Annotated in this window: 46 protein-coding genes; 1 reads left to right on the top strand and 45 read right to left on the bottom strand. The window is 33.7% G+C overall.

What is annotated here, in order from left to right:
* The 44 genes from AK212_RS02835 to AK212_RS13600 form a co-directional block, all read right to left on the bottom strand.
* Positions 1 to 615 (bottom strand): major tail protein, encoded by a 615-nt coding sequence (locus tag AK212_RS02835; protein ID WP_053029094.1) that lies wholly within the window; start codon positions 613 to 615, stop codon positions 1 to 3.
* Positions 616 to 1,023 carry a hypothetical protein gene (locus tag AK212_RS02830; RefSeq protein ID WP_053029093.1) on the bottom strand — a complete coding sequence of 136 codons (408 nt, stop codon included), beginning with the start codon at positions 1,021 to 1,023 and terminating at the stop codon, positions 616 to 618. It abuts the gene before it with no gap.
* Positions 1,020 to 1,442 carry a hypothetical protein gene (locus tag AK212_RS02825; protein WP_053029092.1) on the bottom strand — a complete coding sequence of 141 codons (423 nt, stop codon included), beginning with the start codon at positions 1,440 to 1,442 and terminating at the stop codon, positions 1,020 to 1,022. The genes AK212_RS02830 and AK212_RS02825 overlap by 4 nt, the downstream gene beginning before the upstream one ends.
* Complete coding sequence (locus AK212_RS02820) at positions 1,432 to 1,803, bottom strand: head-tail adaptor protein (RefSeq protein WP_053029406.1); 372 nt, start codon at positions 1,801 to 1,803, stop codon at positions 1,432 to 1,434. The genes AK212_RS02825 and AK212_RS02820 overlap by 11 nt, the downstream gene beginning before the upstream one ends.
* On the bottom strand, positions 1,793 to 2,089 hold the full coding sequence (locus tag AK212_RS02815; RefSeq protein WP_053029091.1) for a hypothetical protein: 297 nt from the start codon (positions 2,087 to 2,089) through the stop codon (positions 1,793 to 1,795). Before AK212_RS02815 ends, AK212_RS02820 begins: the two co-directional genes overlap by 11 nt.
* Before the next feature lie 16 nt (positions 2,090 to 2,105).
* Entirely contained in the window at positions 2,106 to 3,284 is a 1,179-nt protein-coding gene (locus tag AK212_RS02810) for a phage major capsid protein (protein ID WP_053029090.1), read from the bottom strand.
* A 64-nt stretch (positions 3,285 to 3,348) separates the two neighbouring features.
* Complete coding sequence (locus tag AK212_RS02805) at positions 3,349 to 4,203, bottom strand: head maturation protease, ClpP-related (RefSeq protein WP_053029089.1); 855 nt, start codon at positions 4,201 to 4,203, stop codon at positions 3,349 to 3,351.
* Positions 4,196 to 5,341 (bottom strand): phage portal protein, encoded by a 1,146-nt coding sequence (locus AK212_RS02800; RefSeq protein WP_053029088.1) that lies wholly within the window; start codon positions 5,339 to 5,341, stop codon positions 4,196 to 4,198. The genes AK212_RS02805 and AK212_RS02800 overlap by 8 nt, the downstream gene beginning before the upstream one ends.
* Before the next feature lie 19 nt (positions 5,342 to 5,360).
* Positions 5,361 to 7,022, bottom strand: coding sequence for a terminase TerL endonuclease subunit (locus tag AK212_RS02795; protein WP_053029087.1), 1,662 nt, complete (start codon positions 7,020 to 7,022; stop codon positions 5,361 to 5,363).
* Positions 7,019 to 7,378 carry a hypothetical protein gene (locus AK212_RS02790; RefSeq protein ID WP_049379143.1) on the bottom strand — a complete coding sequence of 120 codons (360 nt, stop codon included), beginning with the start codon at positions 7,376 to 7,378 and terminating at the stop codon, positions 7,019 to 7,021. Before AK212_RS02790 ends, AK212_RS02795 begins: the two co-directional genes overlap by 4 nt.
* 151 nt (positions 7,379 to 7,529) lie before the next feature.
* Positions 7,530 to 7,856, bottom strand: a complete 327-nt coding sequence (locus tag AK212_RS02785; protein WP_053022130.1) for an HNH endonuclease — start codon at positions 7,854 to 7,856, stop codon at positions 7,530 to 7,532.
* A 123-nt stretch (positions 7,857 to 7,979) separates the two neighbouring features.
* A complete protein-coding gene (locus AK212_RS02780) occupies positions 7,980 to 8,414 on the bottom strand; it encodes a hypothetical protein (protein WP_053022129.1) in 435 nt (144 codons plus the stop codon).
* Between the two features lie 13 nt (positions 8,415 to 8,427).
* Positions 8,428 to 8,649, bottom strand: coding sequence for a helix-turn-helix domain-containing protein (locus AK212_RS02775; RefSeq protein WP_048680209.1), 222 nt, complete (start codon positions 8,647 to 8,649; stop codon positions 8,428 to 8,430).
* 13 nt (positions 8,650 to 8,662) lie between these two features.
* Positions 8,663 to 8,851 carry a DUF1514 family protein gene (locus tag AK212_RS02770; protein ID WP_053029086.1) on the bottom strand — a complete coding sequence of 63 codons (189 nt, stop codon included), beginning with the start codon at positions 8,849 to 8,851 and terminating at the stop codon, positions 8,663 to 8,665.
* A 3-nt stretch (positions 8,852 to 8,854) separates the two neighbouring features.
* Positions 8,855 to 9,082 carry a hypothetical protein gene (locus AK212_RS02765; RefSeq protein WP_049379151.1) on the bottom strand — a complete coding sequence of 76 codons (228 nt, stop codon included), beginning with the start codon at positions 9,080 to 9,082 and terminating at the stop codon, positions 8,855 to 8,857.
* 4 nt (positions 9,083 to 9,086) lie between these two features.
* Entirely contained in the window at positions 9,087 to 9,509 is a 423-nt protein-coding gene (locus AK212_RS02760; RefSeq protein ID WP_053022128.1) for a hypothetical protein, read from the bottom strand.
* Entirely contained in the window at positions 9,509 to 9,691 is a 183-nt protein-coding gene (gene rinB, locus AK212_RS02755) for a transcriptional activator RinB (RefSeq protein ID WP_053029085.1), read from the bottom strand. Before rinB ends, AK212_RS02760 begins: the two co-directional genes overlap by 1 nt.
* A complete protein-coding gene (locus AK212_RS02750; RefSeq protein WP_053029084.1) occupies positions 9,684 to 9,962 on the bottom strand; it encodes a hypothetical protein in 279 nt (92 codons plus the stop codon). The genes rinB and AK212_RS02750 overlap by 8 nt, the downstream gene beginning before the upstream one ends.
* 5 nt (positions 9,963 to 9,967) lie before the next feature.
* Positions 9,968 to 10,177, bottom strand: coding sequence for a hypothetical protein (locus AK212_RS02745; protein ID WP_053029083.1), 210 nt, complete (start codon positions 10,175 to 10,177; stop codon positions 9,968 to 9,970).
* 50 nt (positions 10,178 to 10,227) lie between these two features.
* Positions 10,228 to 10,542 carry a MazG-like family protein gene (locus AK212_RS02740; protein WP_053029082.1) on the bottom strand — a complete coding sequence of 105 codons (315 nt, stop codon included), beginning with the start codon at positions 10,540 to 10,542 and terminating at the stop codon, positions 10,228 to 10,230.
* On the bottom strand, positions 10,543 to 10,689 hold the full coding sequence (locus AK212_RS13315; protein ID WP_154392010.1) for a hypothetical protein: 147 nt from the start codon (positions 10,687 to 10,689) through the stop codon (positions 10,543 to 10,545). It lies immediately after the preceding gene.
* A complete protein-coding gene (locus AK212_RS13760) occupies positions 10,682 to 10,969 on the bottom strand; it encodes a hypothetical protein (protein ID WP_231119765.1) in 288 nt (95 codons plus the stop codon). The genes AK212_RS13315 and AK212_RS13760 overlap by 8 nt, the downstream gene beginning before the upstream one ends.
* Positions 10,956 to 11,153, bottom strand: coding sequence for a hypothetical protein (locus AK212_RS02730; protein ID WP_053029081.1), 198 nt, complete (start codon positions 11,151 to 11,153; stop codon positions 10,956 to 10,958). Before AK212_RS02730 ends, AK212_RS13760 begins: the two co-directional genes overlap by 14 nt.
* Positions 11,150 to 11,830: a hypothetical protein gene (locus AK212_RS02725; protein WP_053029080.1), complete on the bottom strand. Its 681-nt coding sequence runs from the start codon at positions 11,828 to 11,830 to the stop codon at positions 11,150 to 11,152. The genes AK212_RS02730 and AK212_RS02725 overlap by 4 nt, the downstream gene beginning before the upstream one ends.
* A 2-nt stretch (positions 11,831 to 11,832) precedes the next feature.
* Positions 11,833 to 12,279: a DUF3310 domain-containing protein gene (locus AK212_RS02720; protein ID WP_002500239.1), complete on the bottom strand. Its 447-nt coding sequence runs from the start codon at positions 12,277 to 12,279 to the stop codon at positions 11,833 to 11,835.
* Positions 12,276 to 12,479 (bottom strand): hypothetical protein, encoded by a 204-nt coding sequence (locus tag AK212_RS02715; RefSeq protein ID WP_002500240.1) that lies wholly within the window; start codon positions 12,477 to 12,479, stop codon positions 12,276 to 12,278. The genes AK212_RS02720 and AK212_RS02715 overlap by 4 nt, the downstream gene beginning before the upstream one ends.
* Before the next feature lie 4 nt (positions 12,480 to 12,483).
* The gene (locus AK212_RS13605) at positions 12,484 to 12,657 is read right to left on the bottom strand and encodes a hypothetical protein (protein WP_174841394.1); all 174 of its coding nucleotides are present in this window, start codon (positions 12,655 to 12,657) and stop codon (positions 12,484 to 12,486) included.
* Positions 12,657 to 13,031 (bottom strand): hypothetical protein, encoded by a 375-nt coding sequence (locus AK212_RS02710; protein WP_053029079.1) that lies wholly within the window; start codon positions 13,029 to 13,031, stop codon positions 12,657 to 12,659. Before AK212_RS02710 ends, AK212_RS13605 begins: the two co-directional genes overlap by 1 nt.
* Positions 13,018 to 13,434 (bottom strand): DUF1064 domain-containing protein, encoded by a 417-nt coding sequence (locus AK212_RS02705; protein ID WP_053029078.1) that lies wholly within the window; start codon positions 13,432 to 13,434, stop codon positions 13,018 to 13,020. The genes AK212_RS02710 and AK212_RS02705 overlap by 14 nt, the downstream gene beginning before the upstream one ends.
* 10 nt (positions 13,435 to 13,444) lie before the next feature.
* Positions 13,445 to 13,687 carry a hypothetical protein gene (locus AK212_RS02700; RefSeq protein WP_053029077.1) on the bottom strand — a complete coding sequence of 81 codons (243 nt, stop codon included), beginning with the start codon at positions 13,685 to 13,687 and terminating at the stop codon, positions 13,445 to 13,447.
* Positions 13,677 to 13,841, bottom strand: a complete 165-nt coding sequence (locus AK212_RS13755) for a hypothetical protein (protein WP_231119764.1) — start codon at positions 13,839 to 13,841, stop codon at positions 13,677 to 13,679. The genes AK212_RS02700 and AK212_RS13755 overlap by 11 nt, the downstream gene beginning before the upstream one ends.
* Entirely contained in the window at positions 13,838 to 14,617 is a 780-nt protein-coding gene (locus AK212_RS02695) for an ATP-binding protein (RefSeq protein WP_414609951.1), read from the bottom strand. The genes AK212_RS13755 and AK212_RS02695 overlap by 4 nt, the downstream gene beginning before the upstream one ends.
* Before the next feature lie 30 nt (positions 14,618 to 14,647).
* On the bottom strand, positions 14,648 to 15,412 hold the full coding sequence (locus AK212_RS02690) for a conserved phage C-terminal domain-containing protein (RefSeq protein ID WP_053029075.1): 765 nt from the start codon (positions 15,410 to 15,412) through the stop codon (positions 14,648 to 14,650).
* Between the two features lie 319 nt (positions 15,413 to 15,731).
* Entirely contained in the window at positions 15,732 to 16,061 is a 330-nt protein-coding gene (locus AK212_RS13310) for a hypothetical protein (protein ID WP_154392009.1), read from the bottom strand.
* Positions 16,062 to 16,065: 4 nt separating this feature from the next.
* Complete coding sequence (locus tag AK212_RS02680) at positions 16,066 to 16,275, bottom strand: helix-turn-helix domain-containing protein (RefSeq protein WP_053029073.1); 210 nt, start codon at positions 16,273 to 16,275, stop codon at positions 16,066 to 16,068.
* Positions 16,272 to 16,946 carry a putative HNHc nuclease gene (locus tag AK212_RS02675; RefSeq protein ID WP_053029072.1) on the bottom strand — a complete coding sequence of 225 codons (675 nt, stop codon included), beginning with the start codon at positions 16,944 to 16,946 and terminating at the stop codon, positions 16,272 to 16,274. The genes AK212_RS02680 and AK212_RS02675 overlap by 4 nt, the downstream gene beginning before the upstream one ends.
* Positions 16,947 to 17,495, bottom strand: coding sequence for an NUMOD4 domain-containing protein (locus AK212_RS02670; protein ID WP_053029071.1), 549 nt, complete (start codon positions 17,493 to 17,495; stop codon positions 16,947 to 16,949).
* A 12-nt stretch (positions 17,496 to 17,507) separates the two neighbouring features.
* On the bottom strand, positions 17,508 to 17,945 hold the full coding sequence (ssb, locus tag AK212_RS02665; RefSeq protein WP_053029070.1) for a single-stranded DNA-binding protein: 438 nt from the start codon (positions 17,943 to 17,945) through the stop codon (positions 17,508 to 17,510).
* Entirely contained in the window at positions 17,945 to 18,586 is a 642-nt protein-coding gene (locus AK212_RS02660) for an ERF family protein (protein WP_053029069.1), read from the bottom strand. The genes ssb and AK212_RS02660 overlap by 1 nt, the downstream gene beginning before the upstream one ends.
* Positions 18,587 to 19,072: a siphovirus Gp157 family protein gene (locus AK212_RS02655; RefSeq protein ID WP_053029068.1), complete on the bottom strand. Its 486-nt coding sequence runs from the start codon at positions 19,070 to 19,072 to the stop codon at positions 18,587 to 18,589.
* Positions 19,056 to 19,289: a hypothetical protein gene (locus AK212_RS02650; protein ID WP_053029067.1), complete on the bottom strand. Its 234-nt coding sequence runs from the start codon at positions 19,287 to 19,289 to the stop codon at positions 19,056 to 19,058. The genes AK212_RS02655 and AK212_RS02650 overlap by 17 nt, the downstream gene beginning before the upstream one ends.
* A 56-nt stretch (positions 19,290 to 19,345) precedes the next feature.
* Positions 19,346 to 19,537: a hypothetical protein gene (locus AK212_RS02645; protein ID WP_053029066.1), complete on the bottom strand. Its 192-nt coding sequence runs from the start codon at positions 19,535 to 19,537 to the stop codon at positions 19,346 to 19,348.
* A complete protein-coding gene (locus AK212_RS02640) occupies positions 19,534 to 19,845 on the bottom strand; it encodes a DUF771 domain-containing protein (protein WP_053029065.1) in 312 nt (103 codons plus the stop codon). Before AK212_RS02640 ends, AK212_RS02645 begins: the two co-directional genes overlap by 4 nt.
* A 48-nt stretch (positions 19,846 to 19,893) precedes the next feature.
* Entirely contained in the window at positions 19,894 to 20,043 is a 150-nt protein-coding gene (locus tag AK212_RS13600; RefSeq protein WP_174841940.1) for a hypothetical protein, read from the bottom strand.
* A 75-nt stretch (positions 20,044 to 20,118) separates the two neighbouring features.
* Here AK212_RS13600 and AK212_RS13595 point away from each other — a divergent pair, with 75 nt between their 5' ends.
* A complete protein-coding gene (locus AK212_RS13595) occupies positions 20,119 to 20,289 on the top strand; it encodes a hypothetical protein (RefSeq protein ID WP_167849371.1) in 171 nt (56 codons plus the stop codon).
* Here the strand turns inward: AK212_RS13595 and AK212_RS02635 are convergent.
* On the bottom strand, positions 20,286 to 20,591 hold the full coding sequence (locus AK212_RS02635) for a hypothetical protein (protein ID WP_053029064.1): 306 nt from the start codon (positions 20,589 to 20,591) through the stop codon (positions 20,286 to 20,288). The two genes, AK212_RS13595 and AK212_RS02635, sit on opposite strands and share 4 nt — an antisense overlap.
* Positions 20,592 to 20,661 lie beyond the last annotated feature (70 nt).

Genomic DNA, 20,661 nt, shown 5'->3' with positions numbered 1-20,661 from the left:
TTATGCAGAAGCTGTGTTAACTTCTGTTTTACTATCATAAGCACCGTTCAATAGTTTTTCGAAGAATGAATCTTCTTTTGCTCCCTCACGAGCACTATCGAATAAAATCTTACGTTTACCGTCTGCGATACGATGCATTGCAGTACCTTCTGATTCTTCAGATGAAAATTCCCAATCTTCTTCAGCAGTTTTACCTTCTAAGTTAGGATCTGAGAACATTACTTTTGTTAAACCTACATGTTGGTAAGTACCGTCTCGACGTTCACGTTTAAACCAAACTGCTACATAACGGTTTTGTTTACCTTTAACTTCTTCAAAAACGCCATTTTCATCATAAATTTCATTGAAAATTAACTCACGAATTTCTTGTGGAAATGCATGCATAGTCATTGAAATTTTACCTTCACCATCAGTGTTACCTGATTCGATAATACTACCATCTGCATAAGCATTTACGATTTCGCCACCAGTTTCAACTGAAATTTCTTGTAAACCACGTGTTTGGATTACGTTACTGTATTTAATTGTGCCATCCAATTCATCTGTATCTAATAAGGCAAAGCCTAAGTCTTTAATGTTAATAAATGATTTTGGTGTTTTAGCGTATTTTACCATTTAATTTTCCTCCTCATAAAAAATCGCCTCATATCGTCTAGTTGAGCGATACAAAGCGAACTGTTTATCATATTCATTGCCTAAGTTACTAACTTGACCTGCTTTAAGATTTTTCCAAAGCAAATCGCTAATTCTTTGTGATATTTCATTCCTTCTTAAACGAGCATTATAGTCATCACTAGCTTTAACAAAGACATCAATTTGTACGATATAGCTGTAAGCAGCACGTTCTCCGTCATAGTGTAATTCTGGGATAGGATCATCAAAATCATCTATAACAATATAAGGTTTGGTTATATCTTTGACATCTGGATAATCATTAAATTTAACATTATTGATATTTAATATCTTCATTAACTTTTCGTCTTGTTTAATGACGCTATATATCTCATTTAAAATATCAATCATAATAATTTCTCCATTTCTTCTTGCACTGTCTGATAAAATATTTTTTCAGCTGAACGGATTGCTTTATCTATCGCACCATAACCTTTAGGTTTAATAAATTTGCCGTTTCTAGCATGAAAACCTTTCTCATTTAAATGAACAATAGAATATCTATGATGTGGTCCTTCCCAATAAACACGGATAGAACGTATACCTTTATCCCAATATGGCTCCGAAAGTTTAGCCTCTGCATATTCAGCACCAGTATATCTAAAGGTACGTATATTACCTTTGATTGCTTCAAGAATAATCTTCCCTGCTTTTATTAAGGCTTTATCTATAATCTCGTTTAATCGTTTGCGACTGAATCGGCGTTCAAGCTCTTTTTGTAGTTCTTTCAAACCATCTGCTCGAATACCTGTAAAATTTTTACTCGCCATTTGATACCACCCCTGCAGTTAGCATTAAAAATTGTTCGTTCTCTACATCAGGTTGTACCAATTTAATATTTAAATCTTGATGAACATAAGGTGATTCGATTTCTACATAATGTTTTTCATTAGGAATATATTGGCCATGTGTTTCTCGCATAAAAATTTTAACGTCATGCTCTGTACCATTGGAAATAGCTTGTTGAAGCTCTGTCATTTTCCATTGTGGGACGTATGCCCAACAACTATAGAGTTTATCTTTTCTTTTTATACCAGCTTCAGGACCAGTATTTTCTTGATAAGTGTAAAAATGAACACGTGTATTTAACTTTTTTGTAGTGATATATGGTTTTTTAAATTTACTCTTCATTTTCATCACGCTTTCTCAAATTATTAAAACCAAAATGCAATAAATCATCTTGGTAATTGTCGTTGAAAAACTCTAAAAGGTCTTCATAATCATAGCGAGCGCGTGCAAAAACTAAGTTTTTACCATTTAAATCACTATTAATATCAAACTCACCAAAACGAGTAGTTAAGTTATGATATGACATTGCTAACACTCTTTTTAAATGTTCATTTTCTGTATCATGGGAAATTTTTGTATATTCCTTAAATTCATCTAAGGTTTGATTTGAAATAGTGATGTTTTCCATTTACATCACCCCGTTTCTATGCTTGAGCTGTACCGTCTGTAGTACCACCAGCTGGTGTTGAAGTTCGAACTGAAGTAGATAATTTCAAGTCATAAACACGAGATGCGTTATTATCTGCAGGTTGTGCATAGGCAAACGTTTTAGCAGTGTATAAGATACAGTCTTCTAAAGCTAACGTTTGGTCGAATTTCTTAACTGTTAAACCGCCACCACGTACTGCATCATAACGATCTGAAACAAACGCTACTAATTTATTAGCAGGTACAAATTCAGAAGTTACGATTGATACGTTGTAAGGTAATACAGTTACAAAACCACCATTGGCAGTTAAATAAGTGTATCTAGCTTGGATATCCCAAGAGTCTTGCGGATTAACAACTAATACAACTTTTCCGTCAATTTTTACTGGTTTACCGTTTTCTTTAACTGAAAGACCTTTCAATACGTCTTTTAACTCGTTAACTGTTGTGTCTGCGTCTGCAAAAGTTAATGTGCCTGAAGTAGCTTTATCTACAACGCCACCGTTTTCTTGAATATCTTTCATTAAACCAACTGGTTGGTTTTTAGCAGCACCTTCACCTGTTAAGAATCCTGCTTCTAATGCTACTGAAATAGCTTCTTCAATTTGAGTACGGACAAAACGCTCAACCCAATTTGGTCCAAACATTGTTAAATCGTCAGGTACAACTACAAAACAAGTTAATTTAGATTGTTTGAATTCTTCTTCGTTGAAAGCAGCATCTAATTGGCCTTTAATTTCGCCAAAGATTTTACCCCAAACTGCTTGACCTGTTGCGTCAGCTTTAATGATACGAGTTACTAAGCCTGCATTTTGGATATTGATTTTAGAAAGTAATGGATGTTCGGTTGATAAGTCATCAAACACACGGTCAATAACTGTTTCAGGTAATAACTTTTCTTCTTTGTAGCCAACTTCAGTATTGATTTCGTTAAAGAATTTACGTTCTTCAGAAGTTAAAGGTGATTGTGAGCGTTTGGCTAAAATACCATTATCAACCACACGGTTGTTTACTTCTGCAGAGATTTCATCTCTTAAGTCATTTGATAACGCATCGAACATCTCACCAAATGCTTTTGATTGTTCTTCATCAGAAGCACCATTTTGTACTAATTCTGCAAAATGTGCTTTATGATCATGATAGTTTTTTAATTTGTCTTTGACCTTAATAGTCATATATAAATTCCTCCTTAAATTTGTGCATAAAAAATAGCCATTAGTGTTAATTACTAATAGCTAGTTAGAATGCAAACCTTTTAAATTTATTATTTTGTGGTGGTGTAGGTTCTTTCTTTTCTTCTTCACCTTCGCCACCTTCGCCTTTTTCTAATTTATCAAGACGAGATTTGATGTTTTTAATATCATTTTCGACATCTGCTACACGTTGCTCTAAAGAATCACCACTTGATGGTTCCTTAGGCTCTTCTTCCGCTTCATCAATCATAGCTGTGATTGTTTGTAATTGTTGCTTAAGTCTTGCTACATATTTAGAGTCTTTCAAGTTTTCTACACCTTCTTTCTGCTTCTCAACAGATTTACGAGATGATTTCTCATCTGCAAAACCTTTATTGATTGCTTCATCTGCAGTTAACCATGTTTCATTAGTGATTAGATTAACAATCTCATCACGATCTAAACCTGTTCTATCGTGATAAATGTCAACAATAGATGTATCAATTGCAGTTAAAGCGTTCAATGTTTTCTGAATGTCTGATTTATTACCAAAAGCCATTGTAGAAGCCTCATGTACCATCATATTTGCACCTGTTCGGATGATAATCTTATCTCCTGCCATTGCAACTAATGATGCAGCACTTGCAGCTAATGCAGTGACTTCAATCGTAATGTGATTTGATAAGGACTTTAAGTAATTATAAATTTCTATCCCTTCAAACACATCACCACCGCCAGAATTTAAGCGAATAACAATATCTTCTTTAACATTATCAAGCGAATCTTTCACAGCTTTAGCGCTGATAGTGTCGTCAAGAAAAGATAAGTTAGCAATAGTGCCTGACAACGTTAAGATGTGCTTGTTATTCTTAGTTTCGTTTCTAAAGACTGGCGTGACATTTCTCACAATTGGATTACTCATTATTAGTCTCACCTCCTCCAACTGGTGAAACTGATTCATAATTCTTAGTCAGTACATATTCATCTAAATGTTCATCATCTCCTGGCTCATCACCAAGCATGACGCGTATCTGATTACCAGTATATGTACCAGAAGAACGTAACTTATCAATAGCTTCTGCTAATTCAATTGGATTTTTCTTATCTATACCGACAATTTCAATACGTTTGTTATCTTTTAAATATTCATCTTTAAAGAACAATTTAGCATTTAACTCACGTTCTAATTTCTTAGTTAACGGTTTAAAACAGAATTTATTTGTTGCTTCAATCGCTTTTTCTAAGTCTGCGTTTTCTCCTAATATAAGAGAAGGCGCTACACCTATGATACGTGCAATATAAATAAGAATATCTTCAATCGCTTGTCTTAATTCTTTGAAATCAGAGCCATTTACACTAGAGTTATTCGTTGAATGTTCTTCGTACTCTAAACCTTTAGTTAAAGGTACAACTGCAACTTGATTTTTCTCAAAAGTATTAAAAATCATATCAATATAATCTTGAATACCTTTCGTACTTAATTGTGTTGAGCCTATATTTAAAACGCCTCGTATTTGATTTTTCTTAAGTTGCATATTTAACATACGTCCAAATACTTCACCGTAATCTTCAAATAGACCTAGTGAAAATTTATCTAGTTTTTCATTGGCGTATTCTAAATAAATCACATCATCCATTGAAAAGAATCGATTATATTTATAATCGTTCACCATAACCGAATTAAAACGATGTGGTAATAGCCCTAATTCTGTTTCATGTTCAAAATCATCTGCCACATACAAATAATCATCATCTGATTTAATAATTAGTGCTTCATTATCAACAAGAAGTTTATAAATGAATTTCTGCCAAAACTGTGTAGCGTTTTGATTAGGATTAGGCCGAACATTCAATAAATAATACATATCATCTTTAGTGACATGATCGTTTTCTTTTACTCTAAATTCAGATTGAGAGATTGTTCTTGCTACATACTCAACGACCACATTTAAAGCCATTCTTTTAATATAGGCTTTAGAACTTGTATCTTGTAAAAGTTCTAAGTCATACATCCACGAAATCTCATTGTTTTTTCTAAATACCTTATCGAATAGTCCCATAGCTTACTCCCTCCTTCCTTTAAAATCTCAAGCCTTTCAACAGATTGATTTCTTCTTCTAAATTAGAATCTTTTAAATCATCTGCTCTATACAATGCATGTATAAGTGCTTGGAAACCGTCAGTTTTACGTCTTATAGGCTCTTTCTTTTCATACTCTTTGTTGCCGTCTTTGCGTATCTTAACGGCAACGTTTTGCGTGTACCAACGCATTAAAGGATTATCACCAAAGATAAGATGATGTTGTGCAAACATATCTTCAACTCTTGGTGCAAGTAAGGACTGAATAGCGCGTGTATTTTTAATCACTTCATATTCGATACCTACATCTTCAAATAGAGGTCTAAGTAAGTCCATTCGGAAGTTATCAGCTACGACTTTTTGTAATCCATAATTCTTTTGTGCTTCAATGAACCAATCAATAATATGTTTAGGATTTATTGTTGGTTCATCTACAATAGTTAATAAACCTCTTTTCTCCCATTCGTGAATAGGTGGCTTTAATTTGTATTTATCAAGAAATTCTTTTCTAGCAAATGAATGAGTTTTCCAAATATAATCATCACCCGATCTAAACAGTAAACCGACTGCTGCAAAGTCTTTTAAACTTGCATAGTCAAGTCCACCAATACATTCATTATTTTCAAGTGGTGGAATAGGTCGATTAGTTGCCATAATGTCATCCCAAGGTGCTACAACACTTTGTGTATCTGTCTCAGGCATATTCATTCGCTTAGTCATAAATTCTGGTCGATTAGATGGATTAAATTGAAGTCCTAAATATTGTTGATGAACTTCTTTGAATAATTGAGCGCCATATTCACTTTTTGGATTTTCGAACATAGGATTTGCTTTCTCCCATAAATCTGGTTTATCTATTTCTTCTTTATCATCAATTTTACAGATAAAAGGGAATAATCTATCTTCAGGGTTTATGCCTTTTAATACGTTATCTGCTCTTTCTTTTAACCTATCTAAGAATCCTTCTCTTACATATCCGTCAGTACCGATATAAAAAGTACGTGGATGTGCAACTTTACCTAGTCCGCTTCGTTTGATGTTAATAATTGTATCTTTTTCATAAGCATGTACTTCATCAAAGAAAATACAACCTTCACGAGCGCCATCTTTTGTTTTTTCATTAGAAGTATCGAATAAGAATTGTGACTTGGTGCTTGTTCCTTCCACATACACTTTACTTAAATAAAAAGGGTTATTAGGTCGCTCGCCTGTAATATATAAATTGTTACTTTCTATCATTTCATAAATTTCTCTAAAGCTTACTAGCGCTTGTTTCTCACTATTAGCTACTACTGACATATTGTATTTAGGAATACCATGTAATGGTGTCATAAAGAACGCTGCTAAAGTACTAATATAGCCATTCTTACCACCACCACGAGCCATAGATATAAAGAATTCCGAGAAATAAGGTGTTTTGGTATCTTTTTCATATAAGAATACAAAACATGAAATGAATTTTTGGAAGTCTTGTAGTTTAAAAAACCATTTCTCACTAAATTTGATATAATCTTCTATTTTTTGATCGTCAAAATAAAGGTCGTCACGTTGCAAGATATTATCTTCTAAAAAAGAAACAAGTCTAACGCGCTCTTTATTAAAGATAACGTTGCCTGATTTGTATTTTTCTATATAGTCTGTAACATATTTAGGTATCTTCATGTTAAATCAGGTCCTTTCGCTTGTTCTTGCTTGCGTCTTTCTTCGGCTTTTCTTTCTAAATGGAATGATTTCTCTAGTGCGAGTAATGATCCGTTTACTTTATTCTTTTCTGCGATAGCTGGATTAGGTTTAACATATTCTTGCGATGCATTTTTAACTACCGTTATAGGTCCAGATTGTTCGATATAAATGTCCAAAGCATAAAACAACTTTAATAAGTTAATATATCGTTCTACTTTTTCTACTTCTATGTCATTATCTGCATCTATCTGCTGCAATAAGTAATCTTCAGAAGCATTGATTCGCTTAATTTGGTTAGAAGTTAATTTGTCTTTAAGATATTTATCTTTTTTCAACCCCCTCCCCCTTTACTTAATTTTTTATTTATTTATTTTTTAATTTGTCAAGCCCCCTTACGTATCTTTTTGAAAGATAAATCCACGGAGTTGACCCAAGCGCCGGTTTCCGCGAAGCCTTTCATCAAGCGATTTATTCAGACGGGGGGATTTACCATTGTTCATCATTGAATTTGTTTTTACGACTGTTTGGATTATGTTCAAATCTTCCATGACGTTTGTTGTGATGGAATTTACACAGTGTTCTTAAATTAGAAAGTTCATATGCTAAATCTGGTCTTATTTCTAACTCTTTGATATGGTCAACTTCTAGAGATTGTTTCTGATTAATTGTCAATCTACCTTCTGCATTACACATGACACATTCAAAATGATCGCGTGCTAATACTTTTAATCTTGTTTTACGCCACTTAGCATTAGAGTAGAAACCTTTATTCTTTGTACGTTGTTCTATATAGTCTGCATATGCTTTACTCATCTTCATTAACTCCAAACAAAAAGACACACCACCTATGTGATGTGCCTTCGAGTATTTATTCAATTCGTATAGCTATATTATAAAGTTATATATATCATTAATGCACATTACCTTCGATGTCTTCTATCTCTTCGATGTCTTCTCTTTATCGTAGTGTCCTTGTTGTGCATCCATGTACACATTAACTATCTCGTTGATACATGCATAGAACTTAGAGTCACTATTGATTTCCATTAAGTCTTTGATAGTCTTGTGTTGCATGTTTAGTTTAAGCATTTGTAATATGTGATAGTTCCTATCATCTGTTATATATTCTTCATACTTATCAATGAACTCTATCTTATTAAGTATCTTTACATTACGTCGGTACTCTCTATTCCTATTAAGTACTTTAACTAATACCTTATCACCTGTACCACCTTTGGCTTTAGGCATTACAGACTCGATACCATATTGCGCAATAGATGTACTGTCTGCGTCATAGACTTGCGACTCTATAATATTACGCATCCACTTATAATCATTAATCATTCCTTTTACTTCATCTCGTGTGTACAAGTGATTACCTCCATTAGTTATTATATTCAGTTACGTCTATATCATCGTTAACTAATTCATTCACAGATATTCCTAATCTCTTAGCAGTTAGTAATGCAGTATTCACATTCAGACACTTTCTACTATTCTCCATATCTGACAAATATGATTGGCTTATATCCATTCTATCTGCCATCTCTTGTTGAGTAAGTTTCATTCTTTTTCTAATCGCTTTTAGATTTTCTCCGAATGTCATTACATTACCTCCATTACTTAAACTGTTTCTTTGCTCTTTGTATTTCAAACTCCACATCTTCTATATCGCAATCCCTCACGTACTTAGTAAACAGATACACATTCGTATATCTGTGTGCATCTAACTCTTGACGTAAAACTGTGTTATTACCTATTGCTATGAGTAGAAGTATGCCGAGTATAATGGTTAATGCTATCCACATACGCTACAACTCCTCTACGTAAGTATTAAGTACCAGAACTTTAAAATCGTATTTCATTGCTTCTTTAATAGCTTCTTCACGATTATAGTATCTTTCTGCTTCTATAATATTATTTGTAGTCTGCATTACTTTTTCTATTAGGTTGTCGTTGTTTGCATAAACGTTAATGATATCTTGGAAATATCTACCACTTTTAGTTTCTAATACAAATGATTGTGTAATTGGTAACATGTATTTAGCCTCCAATATATTTATCTTTAAGTTTTAATAACTCATTATAATTAGCATTGAGTTTTGCTTCTGATACTTCAGCGTCAGTTGAGAATTCATCTATAATTATTTCGGAACTGTGATAGTATTCTTTTAGTAAATAATCAACCAAACTTTCTTTACTGTTTATACGTTTAATATCTTCATTTATATTTGGATTTTTGATTTCTTTTTCCCTTGCTGCTTGTACTTCTTGTTCAGCTTTCTCCATTTCTATTTCTAAACTTTTATAAAACTCGTCATGAGGTTTAAAGTAAATTTTCCATTCGTCATTATTGTTCGAATACTTTTCTTCAAATAACTTTCTGTTTTCAGGTTCATCTAAAACTACAACCCATTTTTCTTTTTGTTTAGCAAATACTGTTGGTTCTTTTATTCTTTCGAACACTACTCACTCACCTCTGCTTTAATTCTGTTCAAGTCGTATTGATCCCACTCACTAGCAAAGTCATTCGGTGCAGTATCGATATCGTCTTCACTCTGCAACATAACAATTAATTCGTTAGTTACATATTTACTAAGTTCATATACAGCGATGATGAACCATATTTTTAGTATCTTTTTAATCATTACTACGCACCTCACTTTTAAAATTAATATCTTTTACAGTGATACTATTATGATCTTCTAATAAGTAATAATAACTAGATAAGAAATCTGCTATAACTATAGGATGCTTAACAGCCATTCCTTGTTGAGTATTAATTCCGGACAATTTTAAAAAATACACGTCGCTATAATTGATTACTGAACAATTACCGACAATCAAGGTGTCATCTTCTATTTCAAAATCAATGCCTTTGCTAATTAATTCTGAAGTTATTATTTTGAAATCACTCATTCCGTTCACTCCTCAATTCTAGGTCTATCTCTATGAATTGCATTCATGTTCACCCAAATAGTTTGTAATGCATAATATTCTGCTTCTAACTGTTTGATATAACTTTCATTAGCATTACTGAACTTTGCATGATTTAACTTTTCTTCCAGATATACTTTTGATATACCAACACGTTCATGTAGTCCTTCAAATTCTCTTTTATAATAATCTTCCACACCGTTTTCACTCCTTACCAAGTATTCTTTTAATCTCTGCTACTATGTCCTTACTCTTTAAGGTCTGATTCTTTGATGAATGTGCCATTGATTGTCTTTCCTTTTCTCCCTTTAATCTCATCATATGCATACTGTAAACACTCCTGTAACGTCATATCATGTTGTTGTGCCAAAATGATTAATGTAACGACTGTATCGCCTATACCATCTTTTAATGCGTCCATTTGCCCACGAGATAATGCTGATGCGACTTCGCCTGCTTCTTCGTAGAATTTAAGTGCTTGTCTATCTGAATTACCATTGTGTAAATTTTTATCAATACTCCATTGTTGTACTTGTTCTACTAATTGATCTAATGTGTTCATTTATTGTTCCTCCTTAAATGTATGTTGCTTCACTTGTTTTTCGTACTCTTTATCGGATATTGGTACTGATTTAATAGAATTATCAATACTCATTTGTAGTTCGGTATATGGTTTAAACATACCGTGAATAACCACTTCATCACTCATCACTACCACTCTCCAAATCGCTTATTTTATATTTAACAGCTTTAAATGCAGTCAGTAAATTTCCGAAGTATTCAAACTCATTAGAATTTGGTGCAAACTCTTGTCTTGTAGTTAACGTTTCAATTTTGTCTAATGTATATTCCTTTATCTCATCAAACGCCTCTGCCTTCCTTTTAGCGTTTTGCCATTGTTCAAAATAAGTATCTGCTTGTAATCTCAATGCTTTTATATCTGATAGCAGTTCATCATAACTTTCCTGCGATAACTTAACTTCTGCCATTCCTTACACACTCCCTATTCCTTTTAATATCGTTCTCACTAACTTTCATCGTCACTCTACTTCCTGCTACCTTAACCACAAAGCCTTTGACACCTAACTCACGTAACTCATGCTGTATTTGTGTAGGTGTCTTGCCTTGTGTGTTGTAGCGATAGCGTTGGTTGATTGTGTTGGATAATATCATGCGTTCAACTCCTCATATTCGTCTGCCCACACATACATTAGTCCATCATTTACACATCTACTGTTGCATCTTCTTGCAATATGTCGTCGGTCAACGAATAATACACTTTGTGCCTCTACCGTACTCGCGAACTCCTCTACAATCTCATTGTTACTATCCACTAGATAAAGTGGTTTAGAACGTCCTGTATTTCTTCGATATAATCTGTACTTAGCAATAGTAGAAGGGAATAGGTTATCTGCTACAAGATTGTTGTATCTACTATCTCTAGGGTAGGCATGATAACCTGTCTTTAAACCACCTATAAACGTTTCATACACAATATCAGCTGCACGATATTTACTATTCTTGTAAATTACTGTGATTACACCTTTACAACCATTACCGAATTTATATTTACCATTCGGCGTTTTCATTCTTCCTAAGTTGCTCACGTATAGATCGTACTTCTCGCTATACTTCCAAATCTCATCTTCTACGACAACTTTCTCATTAAACTCTTGTTTCTTCTTAAATCTAGGTAGCGTATTCGAGAAGAAACATTTTAACTTATCGTTATAGATACCATTCTTACTTTGATACCATAGTGTGTTGTGTGGAATACCTGTAATGTTGTGTAGATGAGATAAGTCAGTTTTGGTTACTGTGTGAGTAAACGGCTCGTACATATACACCATAGTTAGTCCTCCCACTTTTCAAATGCACGTTCTAAGTACCAACGTGCTTTATCTAAATCTTCTTTACCATTCTTATGATTAGCACGACTGATATATTTGATTGCGTTACCAATCGCAAATGCTAATTCTGGTTTGTAGTTCTTAGTTACTTGCTCGATATAATCAATGACTTCAATATCTCCGTAAGTGTAATGTTTTGGTTTATTCACTACATCTTGTTCTTCCTGCATATCCACCTTACGTGTGAATGGCTCGTTTGCTTTTTCAAAATCCCAACTATCATCTATCAAGATTGTCCTACCATCTTCTGTTTCAACTTCTGCCCAAAAGTAAATTCCATTAAATTCATTAATACCTTCAGTTTTTTCAACGATTGCTAAACCAGATATTGATTTTTCTGATTTAAATATTCTTATTACATCATTTCTCTTTAATTCACTAATTCTCATTCGCCTATCCCCTTACCTTGTTCAATTTCAACGGGAACCTTGCCTTTACCATAGACAAGTTCCCAACCTCTTAATTTTTGCTTGTAGTATCTTTTACGAACTGTCGCATCTCCGACATCAAAATACTTATATACGTCACATAGTCGATATTTTTTACCACCGATATACACATCTGGAATATTTTTATATCTATCGTACATACGATCACTTCCAATGCTCTTTATATAGTTCTATATCTTCGACTTCCACATCATCTAATGTGTCGATAGGATATTTCTTTGCTTGTTCGACAACTCTATCCATTTCTTCATCAGTTTCTTCATAAGCTGGTAATTCAATCGTGCCTTTAATGACCACTTCAGCTTTGACTGTTGCCATTACTCATCACCTACCAATTCGCCATCTTTCCAGATGAGTGTCATTGTATCTCCGTCTTTCAACCAGAATTCTCTACTAAGGTCATCTTTTACTTGTTCAATAGAATTCCCAAACCATTGCTTTCCATAATTATCTTGAAATATCTCAAGCATTTCTGGAATTTTTGTATCTTCTGTAAGTTCTTCTTCAACTTCTACTGTGAAAGTTTCATCTTTAGTGATTAAATGCTCTATCGACACTGTTTGTGCCATGTCAAAATACAAAGAACCTCCGTCGATATTGCTATAAAACGCTTTTTCTTTAACACCATTCTTCCAAGCCCAATCAATCAATTCTAATAAATTCATGTTCTTTTCAACTTTAATTTTTACCATTCTTCATCTTCTCCTTCTTACGCTTCCTGCGTACCTTAATTAGTTCTTCATACGTTATCCATTCAAGCCCTGTGTATTTAGGCGCTTTACATATCCAAGTTAGCGGTATATCTCTGTTTTGATACCTAAATATCTTTGCTTTAACCTTTGCTACTGGCGTTGGCATACCTTTTACATCTATAACTTCAAGTAAGGCATCACCTTTCCATAAAGCAAAATCTGCCACATATATAATTGGTTTATTTCCGTCGAATTTAGGCTGCAATTCATACTTAGGTTGCAACTCGATACGATCATATTCATTGCCTAAGTTACGTTCTAAATATTGGTAGTAATCGCATTCGACTTTGCTATCGAACACGACACCTTTATATTCAACTTTCTTAGCATTGTATTTACTCACGTTGTCACTCCTAGAACAAGAATTCATCTATTGTTGTCTGTTGTTGTAATTCTTCTTTTCTAAATAATTTATGCTTACGTTTCATCTTTGCTAACTCATCTTTAGTTACAGATGGTTTAAAATGCTTATCACTCATTCCACCTTTATTAGCTAAATAGAAAGTACCGTCATCTCTAGGCAGAACCCTAAGCATTTCCCAACCATCGCTTTCGTACAAGCTATATGCGTTAGGTTGATTTTCTCTAAGTCCCATATTCGACCACAGCCTCTCTCACACGACGTTCTGCAAGTTTCTGGAAGTATATATCCTCCAACTTGTCTTGGTCGCCCTGTGCGTATTCTATGAGTTTCTGAGCATACACATCTGAACACTCAAGATTTAGTTTGATGTCGTCCAATGTAATCAAAATTTTAGCCCCCTAGTTCTGTAATCTTGGCCGTCCATTTTGATTAGCGTTGTGTTACTCATTATTCTGCTAAATATTCGTTGTAAATCTTTATTCCTAGCCATTTCCTTTTCATCTAGGTTGGTAGTAAAGATGTTGTGCTTGCCTACTCTACTTTCGACTAACTCGAACATCTTGCTGGTAGCAAAGTCGTTCATGTTGATACCGTAGTCATCAAATACCATTAAATCGACATCGCTTACTATTCTTGCTAGTTCCTGTTCGGTCATGCTTGATTGATTGCTGTAAGTGTTTTTTATCGTTGAAATAAGCTGTGGTACGTTCATATAAAGCACTGTGTAACCATTTGCTTTAACCACTTTTACAATACTCATAGATAAATGTGATTTACCTGTACCGAATGACCCTTGTATTAGTAACGACTGCTTATTATCTAAGTTGAAGTTATCTGCGTATCGTTTACATAACTGCTTAGCGTATTCTAGTTGTTGGTTAGTAGGTTCATAGTTATCAAACGATGCTTTTTTTAAATCTTCATTCATAATAGATTGATTAAATATACTTTCTGCTTTTCTACGTCTTTGCTTTTTGTGATAGTTTGCAGTTGATTTTCTGGCAAACTCTTTCATCTCACAGTCGCAACCGAACCTAACTTCATGTATTTCCCCGTCTTGTTTTTCAAATTTATAGTAGTCATAAATCCGACCACAATCTTCGCATTTTAAATTTTCTTCTTTCTCAAGAACCTTACTTTTAAAGCTAGTTGATCTAGCTATATCGCTAAACGATTTCAAGTTATCACTCCTTTAAAACGGCACGTTATCCATGCTTGTTGATTGCGCAGCACGATTAAATGCGTCTGTGTATTGGTTTGACGACTGGCTAACTTTGCTAGTTTGGTTTTTATAATTATCAAAATTTCCACTAAATAATGTTTTCGGTCGTAGGTATTCTTCCATTTTGGGATTACCTTTCCATTGAGCAACCATGTTGTCTATAACAGTAAAGAAATCTTCTTTTGCATTATCTTCGTTAAATCTCGCTTGAATTAATTTTTGATTAGCTTTTGATTTGTGACTATAATTTTTCTCAGTTTTTTCATTAAGATAGTCGATAATTTCTTTATAAGGAATAGGGGTCGGGTTGCCCGACAATGTATCTATTCTATTTATATTATTAATACTTGTAGTATTAATACTTGTATTATTCTCTTTAACATTTGTGATAATAGGGGTATTAACAGAATTGTTAATAGGGGTATTATCATTTGTGTTAATAGGTCTTAACATTTGTGTTAAGGGGTATAACTTTCTTTGTTTAATTTCATTACCTTCTCGAATGATTTCAACATTGAGGTAACCACTGTTTTTTAAGTTTGCTATCCGTCTTGATATTGTTACTTTCGTTACTTCATATAATTTGGCAAAGTAACCATTACTCGCTGTGCAATAACCATACTTGTTACTTAATGAAGTGATTTCAGCAAAAAGTAACTTCTCGCTATCGGTTAATCGGTTATCATATCTTACGTTTGCAGTAATTATTGAATAATAGCTAGGTTGTTCGGTCATTTATTTACTCCTTTCTGATATAATCCTTTGATATAGGAGGTGGTTTAAATGGACAATTGGAGTAACTCCAAAAGATTATTAACTTTAGCTGAAAAACAGCACTTGCAGTTAGATAAAACTCATCTTTTCTTTTGGGAAACTGATTTATTTTTAATTGCTAAGTCTGCATTGAACATTGCATATACACTCACTGAAAATAGTTTTAATCAAGTACATTTAGAATGTCTGAAATATTTACATAAAGCTTTGGAATTAGAATTAAAAACAATTAAAATTGATGATGATTACTACGCTTATGATGCTTTTATACGTAAACTATTTAATTTTGTGAGTATCTTTTCTCAGGATCAGGGTCAAAGCTTTTATCAAAAGAAGGTTGAGTTCTTTCAAGCTCTTCTTGATACTTTTCGTCAATTACCGGTTGTAGATTTCGGCGATGCAACATTATCAAACTTTTTAACTTAGAATTGACTTCTTCGTCGTTTAAAAGTAAATAATCATTCCAGCTATCAGCTAAAGGATATTTTATGATTTCTTGTTCTATATCAAAGCTGATAGTTTTTTGGTTAAAATCAGTTATTTCTGTATTGTGTAATTGCAGTAAAAACCTTAATACTTCAAATTCATTTACCATTTTATTTAGTTCCATTTCTTCACTCCCCATACAACAAATATTCTTCGCTATATTTCAGATGTTCAGCTATTTTAGGTATTCTTTCTTTTTTAGGTAGATGAACGCCATATTCCCATTTTTGAACTGTCGATTTAGTTGTGTCTGTTTTACTAGCTAATTCTTTTTGTGTCATTCCTAACCGCGTTCTGCGGTCACTGATACGCTTTCCTACATCAAATCTATCTATCAATCTGCTGTACCTCCTTTTAGCATTTTATTTAAACGATCATCTACTTTTATCCAGCTGTTCTCTAAGTGGTAATATTCATCAAAACTTTTAACGCCCATTTGGTGTTGAGTTGAATGATGTTCTCTGCAAAGTGCTAACACTTCGTAACCGTAGTGGTCCATTGTTTTGCGATTTGCACCACGTCCTATTGCGTAATGATGTGCTAAGTCTGAATGTGGTTTGCCACAGATAACGCAGTTACGATTGACCGTTGACCAATATAAAAATGATTCGTCTTGTTTGAGTAAGTCACTTGTTTTATATGCGAGTGGTATATCGTTATGAAATATCCAGTCCAATGTAACCTCGATAATTTGGCTTGCTTGTGTACGTGTGCAATCACTTAATGAGATGCGCTTGTCGTAGCCGTAGTACGTCCGAACGTATTCGATGAACATATGGCGCATGTAGTCCATAGGTTGAGCTGTATGAGCCTCTATGTCCTTTACAAGTGCAAATATCTTACGGCGTTGTTTGTCGGTAATTCTGAAAGGGTCTACGACTTGCACATCGGCTTCTACTTCAAACCCGTTATCGAGTAAGAGTGAAGTTTTGTTATCTAGTTCTACACCCTCAATGACAACGGTGGTTGTACCGTCATCTTGAGTAATGTAATTTTTAATAATTGGCATTTAAATCAACTTCTCGACTTTATATTTGTTGCCGTTAGTATCAGTAAGTGTAGAAGTATTCTTTTTTAATTTATTGCTTACATATCCATGAGAACGTCCTAAAAAAGCACCTGCTTTCGATAAACTATTAAACTCATATTCAATACCTAGATGATTAATTAATTTCACTTTCATATTTGTGGTTATAAGACCAGTTTCAAAAGCATGTCTGTTGTTTTCTAAATGAGTACACCATTCTAAGTTTTCGACATTATTATTCTTAGGGTTACCATCAATATGATTGATACAATTCTTGCCTTCTGTTTTCGGTATAAAGGTAAATGCTACTAATCGATGAACTAAAAAATCTTTGGGTTTTCCATCTTTCCAAAGTGCTACTCTTACATCTCTACCATTAGGCGTTTTGTCTTTTAGATAACGCTGTTTCCAATGTCTTACTCCGTGTTTCTTTGTATAAGTAGTTTTATGTTTATGAGTTCTTACTCGACCTTTATTACTTACTTCGTAAATACCTTCATAATCTACAACGTCTCTCCATTTTTCATTCATTCGATCACCTCATCAGAAAGGAAGTGTAGAATCGTCTATATCATTGATACCATTATCATTACCAAACGGATTATTGCCTGCCGGCGCTTGTCCTCGTTGTTGTTGAGGTTGATTGTTTTGTTGGTTGTTATTTTTTGGTTCTAAAAATTGAACGCTGTCAGCCACAACTTCAGTTACAAATACGCGTTTGCCCTCTTGGTTTTCATAGCTACGTGATTGAATACGACCGTCTACACCAGCTAACTGTCCTTTGCTCAAATAGTTATTTACGTTCTCTGCTTGTCTTCTGAACACAACTACATTGATGAAATCAGCCTCACGTTCTCCGTTGGCATTAGTAAACGTTCTATTTACTGCAAGCGTAAAAGTTGCTACGTTCACGTCGTTTGATGTTGTTCTGAATTCTGGGTCTTTGGTTAATCTGCCTACTAAAACTACTCTGTTTATCATTATTTATTGCCTCCAGTAATTGATTTTGCGTTGTTTTGAATATTGTTTATTATTTGTACTGCTTTATTTTCTGTTAAGTTGTAATTGTTAATGCCAAACTTTTGTTCAACGATATATTGCGGGGCTTCTTTTTTTGTCCCTTTGATTAAATTTGTAAATTCAATCACTTCTTTTTTTAGTGTTCCGATTGTTTGTGCACTAGCCATTTGTACGTTTTTATTGCTAGTTTGTTTAGCTTTTGCGTTTCCGCTAGCCTCGTTACCGTCATCATCTTGATCGCTCGTGATACCAAATACTGCACTTAGCGAGTATCTACGCATATAAGTTAATGCTGAGCCTACGCCTTGTGGTGTGTTTTTATCAGGCTTAGTAGTTGCTGGTGGATATTCGATAAACTCTCCACTCTCATGCAATAGCACCGTAGATATTCCGACTTTACCGTCGTCAGTTGTTACTGGATATTGTGAATACGTCAAACCGAATTTAGGTGCTACATCATCTATCGCCTCAACCACATTCTCAAGTGGCACATACTTGCTTTTAAAAAAAGGGTTATTAGCGTCTTTCATAGGTTGTTTAACTTCTTTGTGAAAGTTAGCTAATGCTTTGTTGAGTTCCGTTATACTTTCAGATTTATTCATCTACTTCACCACCAAACTAACAGTGTGTTTCAACTTTGCACCCGGAACGTCTTTACCGTTTTTCAAATCATCAGTAAGCATTTTAGTGTTGAGTTTTGGTGCTTGTGATACCCAATATTCTTTAGGTATTAATTTTTCATCTGTGACCTCTTTACTTGGTCCGTTACTACGTTTGTAAATGTAGTTAGTAGACGTACGGTACTTATCCAGTTTGCGTTGATCTAACATATCGAGTAGGTAACCTTTTAATCTGTCAGAAAGGTTTACTTTTTGTTTTTTTATTGCTTGTAGACGTTTAATTTCCTTATCTATTGTTTCAACATCAGCATCTACCGAACGCTTTAAGCCGATTGTGTTATCAACTTTTATATTCAATTCTTCTTCGATGCTATCCAAAGTATCTTTTAAATCGTCGAAAGAATAACCTTCATCTAATTTATTTAAAACTTCTAAGTAAGATTGCGTTAAATTATATGTGTTCAACATTTATCATCGCCTCCAGTTTTCTACGCTCTGCTTCTAATTCTGCTAAGCGTGATGATTGGCCATTATTTAACATTACTAAGTCGTCGATGTACTCCAGTGCGTTATCTAGTTGGTTGTTTGAGTACTCGAGCATAGCTTCCAATTTTTTTACTCTGTCTTTAGCAACTAAAAATTCGATAAACTCTTTCTCTCCTACTTTGATATATGGCTCTTGCATGATTGCTCCTCCCGTAATATGATAAAGATGAAATTCATTTTATTTGTGCTCGACTGTTACTCATTGCCGTGAGTTTCAGTCTTTTTTTTTGCGTAATACATCTTGTCGAAAAATAAATATGTGAATAACGCTGTGAAAATGGCGTAACCTGCTGCGTCAGTAATGAAGATATTAATCATCATTAATGCAAAGAACGTTACGTTAAAAGCCATTCCTGCGATTAAGATTGTTTTGTCTTTAATTGTCATTTCTTCATCCCCTTATAAATCTCTTTCTTATAATCTTTTAAAAATTTCCACATTAATTCAGCGTCGAAGTAATGAGATGAACTTCCACCTTGACCTTCAAACCAAATGTCATTTTCTTTGAGGTATTTATTAAATCTAGGAACTTCTAATATTCTTTTTTCTATTTTGTACCTACTCAACTTCGACTCTTTGATTAGATCTTCCATAGTCCAAAACGCAGGTAATGAATTACTTACCAATCTTTCAAATTCAACTTTAGGTATAAGAACATGAGTGTCGGGTAAAGTGACTGTTATAGTTTGTTCCATTTATTAACACTCCTTTCGTGTATAATTTGGTTATCCTCACTTGATTTATTAGAAAAGAAATAATTCTGCATTTTTTTCATTTTCTTTGTTTACAACTCTAGTAAGTATTTCTGGTTTTAAACTTCTCTCAATCTTTACAACCTTCCACGTCACAACTGCCATTGTGATAAGGAGGGTTGTTTTGTATAAAATGTTCATGTTATGTCTCCTTAATTTGTTTGTTCTATATTTGGTATAATTTGGTTATCTCCTTATAGAAAGGAGGTGTTGCCTATGGCTAAGAACCCACCTAAAGATGGACGTCGTAAAGGTGCGGTGAAAAGTCGTTCTCAAGTTAAAAACCCTAAAACAAAACGTTATGTTAAACGTGATTCTAAAACTGGTAGATTTATGGATATGAAATCAGATTCAAAACCGTTTAAGGGAGTTCGTAAAGAACATTAACTTGATGAAAGCTGCTCTAATTCATTTAGAGTGGCTTTTAAATTGTTTTGATTTAAAACTTGGTTAAACACTATTGATAAGTTTTTCACTTGTTCTTCATCGTGTTCGTCATAACCAGCTTCATATAACATTGCATGTAACATCTCATGCACTAAAACTTGCTTCTTACGTTCGATTGATAAACTTTTTTTAATTTGTATTACGCTTTCTCTATAGATACATAAACCTAAGCAACTTGGATCATTGTCAACTTCTTCAACTTGAAATATTTTGTATTTCACACCACATACGTCGATATTCATATCTTCCTCCTTTAAGTTGTTTGTTCGATTGTGGGTGTTAAAGTTCTTCTGTTAAAAATTTATTAATAAA

The organism is Staphylococcus borealis (genome assembly GCF_001224225.1).
Lineage (GTDB): Bacteria > Bacillota > Bacilli > Staphylococcales > Staphylococcaceae > Staphylococcus > Staphylococcus borealis.
The sequence above is the reverse complement of the archived record's forward strand: the minus strand, read 5'-3'. Positions and strand labels throughout refer to the sequence as shown.

Bases quoted from the DNA above. Each gene is read 5' to 3' on its own strand.
- AK212_RS02635 (WP_053029064.1), bottom strand. From the start codon at position 20,591: ATGAATATCGACGTATGTGGTGTGAAATACAAAATATTTCAAGTTGAA.
- AK212_RS02785 (WP_053022130.1), bottom strand. From the start codon at position 7,856: ATGAGTAAAGCATATGCAGACTATATAGAACAACGTACAAAGAATAAA.
- AK212_RS02645 (WP_053029066.1), bottom strand. From the start codon at position 19,537: ATGACAATTAAAGACAAAACAATCTTAATCGCAGGAATGGCTTTTAAC.
- AK212_RS02730 (WP_053029081.1), bottom strand. From the start codon at position 11,153: ATGATATTATCCAACACAATCAACCAACGCTATCGCTACAACACACAA.
- AK212_RS02815 (WP_053029091.1), bottom strand. From the start codon at position 2,089: ATGGAAAACATCACTATTTCAAATCAAACCTTAGATGAATTTAAGGAA.
- AK212_RS13595 (WP_167849371.1), top strand. From the start codon at position 20,119: ATGGCTAAGAACCCACCTAAAGATGGACGTCGTAAAGGTGCGGTGAAA.
- AK212_RS02750 (WP_053029084.1), bottom strand. From the start codon at position 9,962: ATGAGTGATTTCAAAATAATAACTTCAGAATTAATTAGCAAAGGCATT.
- AK212_RS02825 (WP_053029092.1), bottom strand. From the start codon at position 1,442: ATGGCGAGTAAAAATTTTACAGGTATTCGAGCAGATGGTTTGAAAGAA.
- AK212_RS02640 (WP_053029065.1), bottom strand. From the start codon at position 19,845: ATGGAACAAACTATAACAGTCACTTTACCCGACACTCATGTTCTTATA.
- AK212_RS02710 (WP_053029079.1), bottom strand. From the start codon at position 13,031: ATGGTAAAAATTAAAGTTGAAAAGAACATGAATTTATTAGAATTGATT.
- AK212_RS02810 (WP_053029090.1), bottom strand. From the start codon at position 3,284: ATGACTATTAAGGTCAAAGACAAATTAAAAAACTATCATGATCATAAA.
- AK212_RS02670 (WP_053029071.1), bottom strand. From the start codon at position 17,495: ATGAATGAAAAATGGAGAGACGTTGTAGATTATGAAGGTATTTACGAA.
- AK212_RS02830 (WP_053029093.1), bottom strand. From the start codon at position 1,023: ATGATTGATATTTTAAATGAGATATATAGCGTCATTAAACAAGACGAA.
- AK212_RS02820 (WP_053029406.1), bottom strand. From the start codon at position 1,803: ATGAAGAGTAAATTTAAAAAACCATATATCACTACAAAAAAGTTAAAT.
- AK212_RS13310 (WP_154392009.1), bottom strand. From the start codon at position 16,061: ATGGAACTAAATAAAATGGTAAATGAATTTGAAGTATTAAGGTTTTTA.
- AK212_RS02715 (WP_002500240.1), bottom strand. From the start codon at position 12,479: ATGTACGATAGATATAAAAATATTCCAGATGTGTATATCGGTGGTAAA.
- AK212_RS13600 (WP_174841940.1), bottom strand. From the start codon at position 20,043: ATGAACATTTTATACAAAACAACCCTCCTTATCACAATGGCAGTTGTG.
- AK212_RS02770 (WP_053029086.1), bottom strand. From the start codon at position 8,851: ATGTGGATAGCATTAACCATTATACTCGGCATACTTCTACTCATAGCA.
- AK212_RS02660 (WP_053029069.1), bottom strand. From the start codon at position 18,586: ATGAATAAATCTGAAAGTATAACGGAACTCAACAAAGCATTAGCTAAC.
- AK212_RS02720 (WP_002500239.1), bottom strand. From the start codon at position 12,279: ATGAGAATTAGTGAATTAAAGAGAAATGATGTAATAAGAATATTTAAA.
- ssb (WP_053029070.1), bottom strand. From the start codon at position 17,945: ATGATAAACAGAGTAGTTTTAGTAGGCAGATTAACCAAAGACCCAGAA.
- AK212_RS02655 (WP_053029068.1), bottom strand. From the start codon at position 19,072: ATGTTGAACACATATAATTTAACGCAATCTTACTTAGAAGTTTTAAAT.
- AK212_RS02835 (WP_053029094.1), bottom strand. From the start codon at position 615: ATGGTAAAATACGCTAAAACACCAAAATCATTTATTAACATTAAAGAC.
- AK212_RS02650 (WP_053029067.1), bottom strand. From the start codon at position 19,289: ATGCAAGAGCCATATATCAAAGTAGGAGAGAAAGAGTTTATCGAATTT.
- AK212_RS02800 (WP_053029088.1), bottom strand. From the start codon at position 5,341: ATGGGACTATTCGATAAGGTATTTAGAAAAAACAATGAGATTTCGTGG.
- AK212_RS02675 (WP_053029072.1), bottom strand. From the start codon at position 16,946: ATGCCAATTATTAAAAATTACATTACTCAAGATGACGGTACAACCACC.
- AK212_RS02700 (WP_053029077.1), bottom strand. From the start codon at position 13,687: ATGGGACTTAGAGAAAATCAACCTAACGCATATAGCTTGTACGAAAGC.
- AK212_RS13760 (WP_231119765.1), bottom strand. From the start codon at position 10,969: ATGGCAGAAGTTAAGTTATCGCAGGAAAGTTATGATGAACTGCTATCA.
- AK212_RS02795 (WP_053029087.1), bottom strand. From the start codon at position 7,022: ATGAAGATACCTAAATATGTTACAGACTATATAGAAAAATACAAATCA.
- AK212_RS02805 (WP_053029089.1), bottom strand. From the start codon at position 4,203: ATGAGTAATCCAATTGTGAGAAATGTCACGCCAGTCTTTAGAAACGAA.
- AK212_RS02740 (WP_053029082.1), bottom strand. From the start codon at position 10,542: ATGAACACATTAGATCAATTAGTAGAACAAGTACAACAATGGAGTATT.
- AK212_RS02775 (WP_048680209.1), bottom strand. From the start codon at position 8,649: ATGACATTCGGAGAAAATCTAAAAGCGATTAGAAAAAGAATGAAACTT.
- AK212_RS13315 (WP_154392010.1), bottom strand. From the start codon at position 10,689: ATGAGTGATGAAGTGGTTATTCACGGTATGTTTAAACCATATACCGAA.
- AK212_RS02725 (WP_053029080.1), bottom strand. From the start codon at position 11,830: ATGGTGTATATGTACGAGCCGTTTACTCACACAGTAACCAAAACTGAC.
- AK212_RS02690 (WP_053029075.1), bottom strand. From the start codon at position 15,412: ATGACCGAACAACCTAGCTATTATTCAATAATTACTGCAAACGTAAGA.
- AK212_RS13605 (WP_174841394.1), bottom strand. From the start codon at position 12,657: ATGGCAACAGTCAAAGCTGAAGTGGTCATTAAAGGCACGATTGAATTA.
- AK212_RS02765 (WP_049379151.1), bottom strand. From the start codon at position 9,082: ATGTTACCAATTACACAATCATTTGTATTAGAAACTAAAAGTGGTAGA.
- rinB (WP_053029085.1), bottom strand. From the start codon at position 9,691: ATGATTAAAAAGATACTAAAAATATGGTTCATCATCGCTGTATATGAA.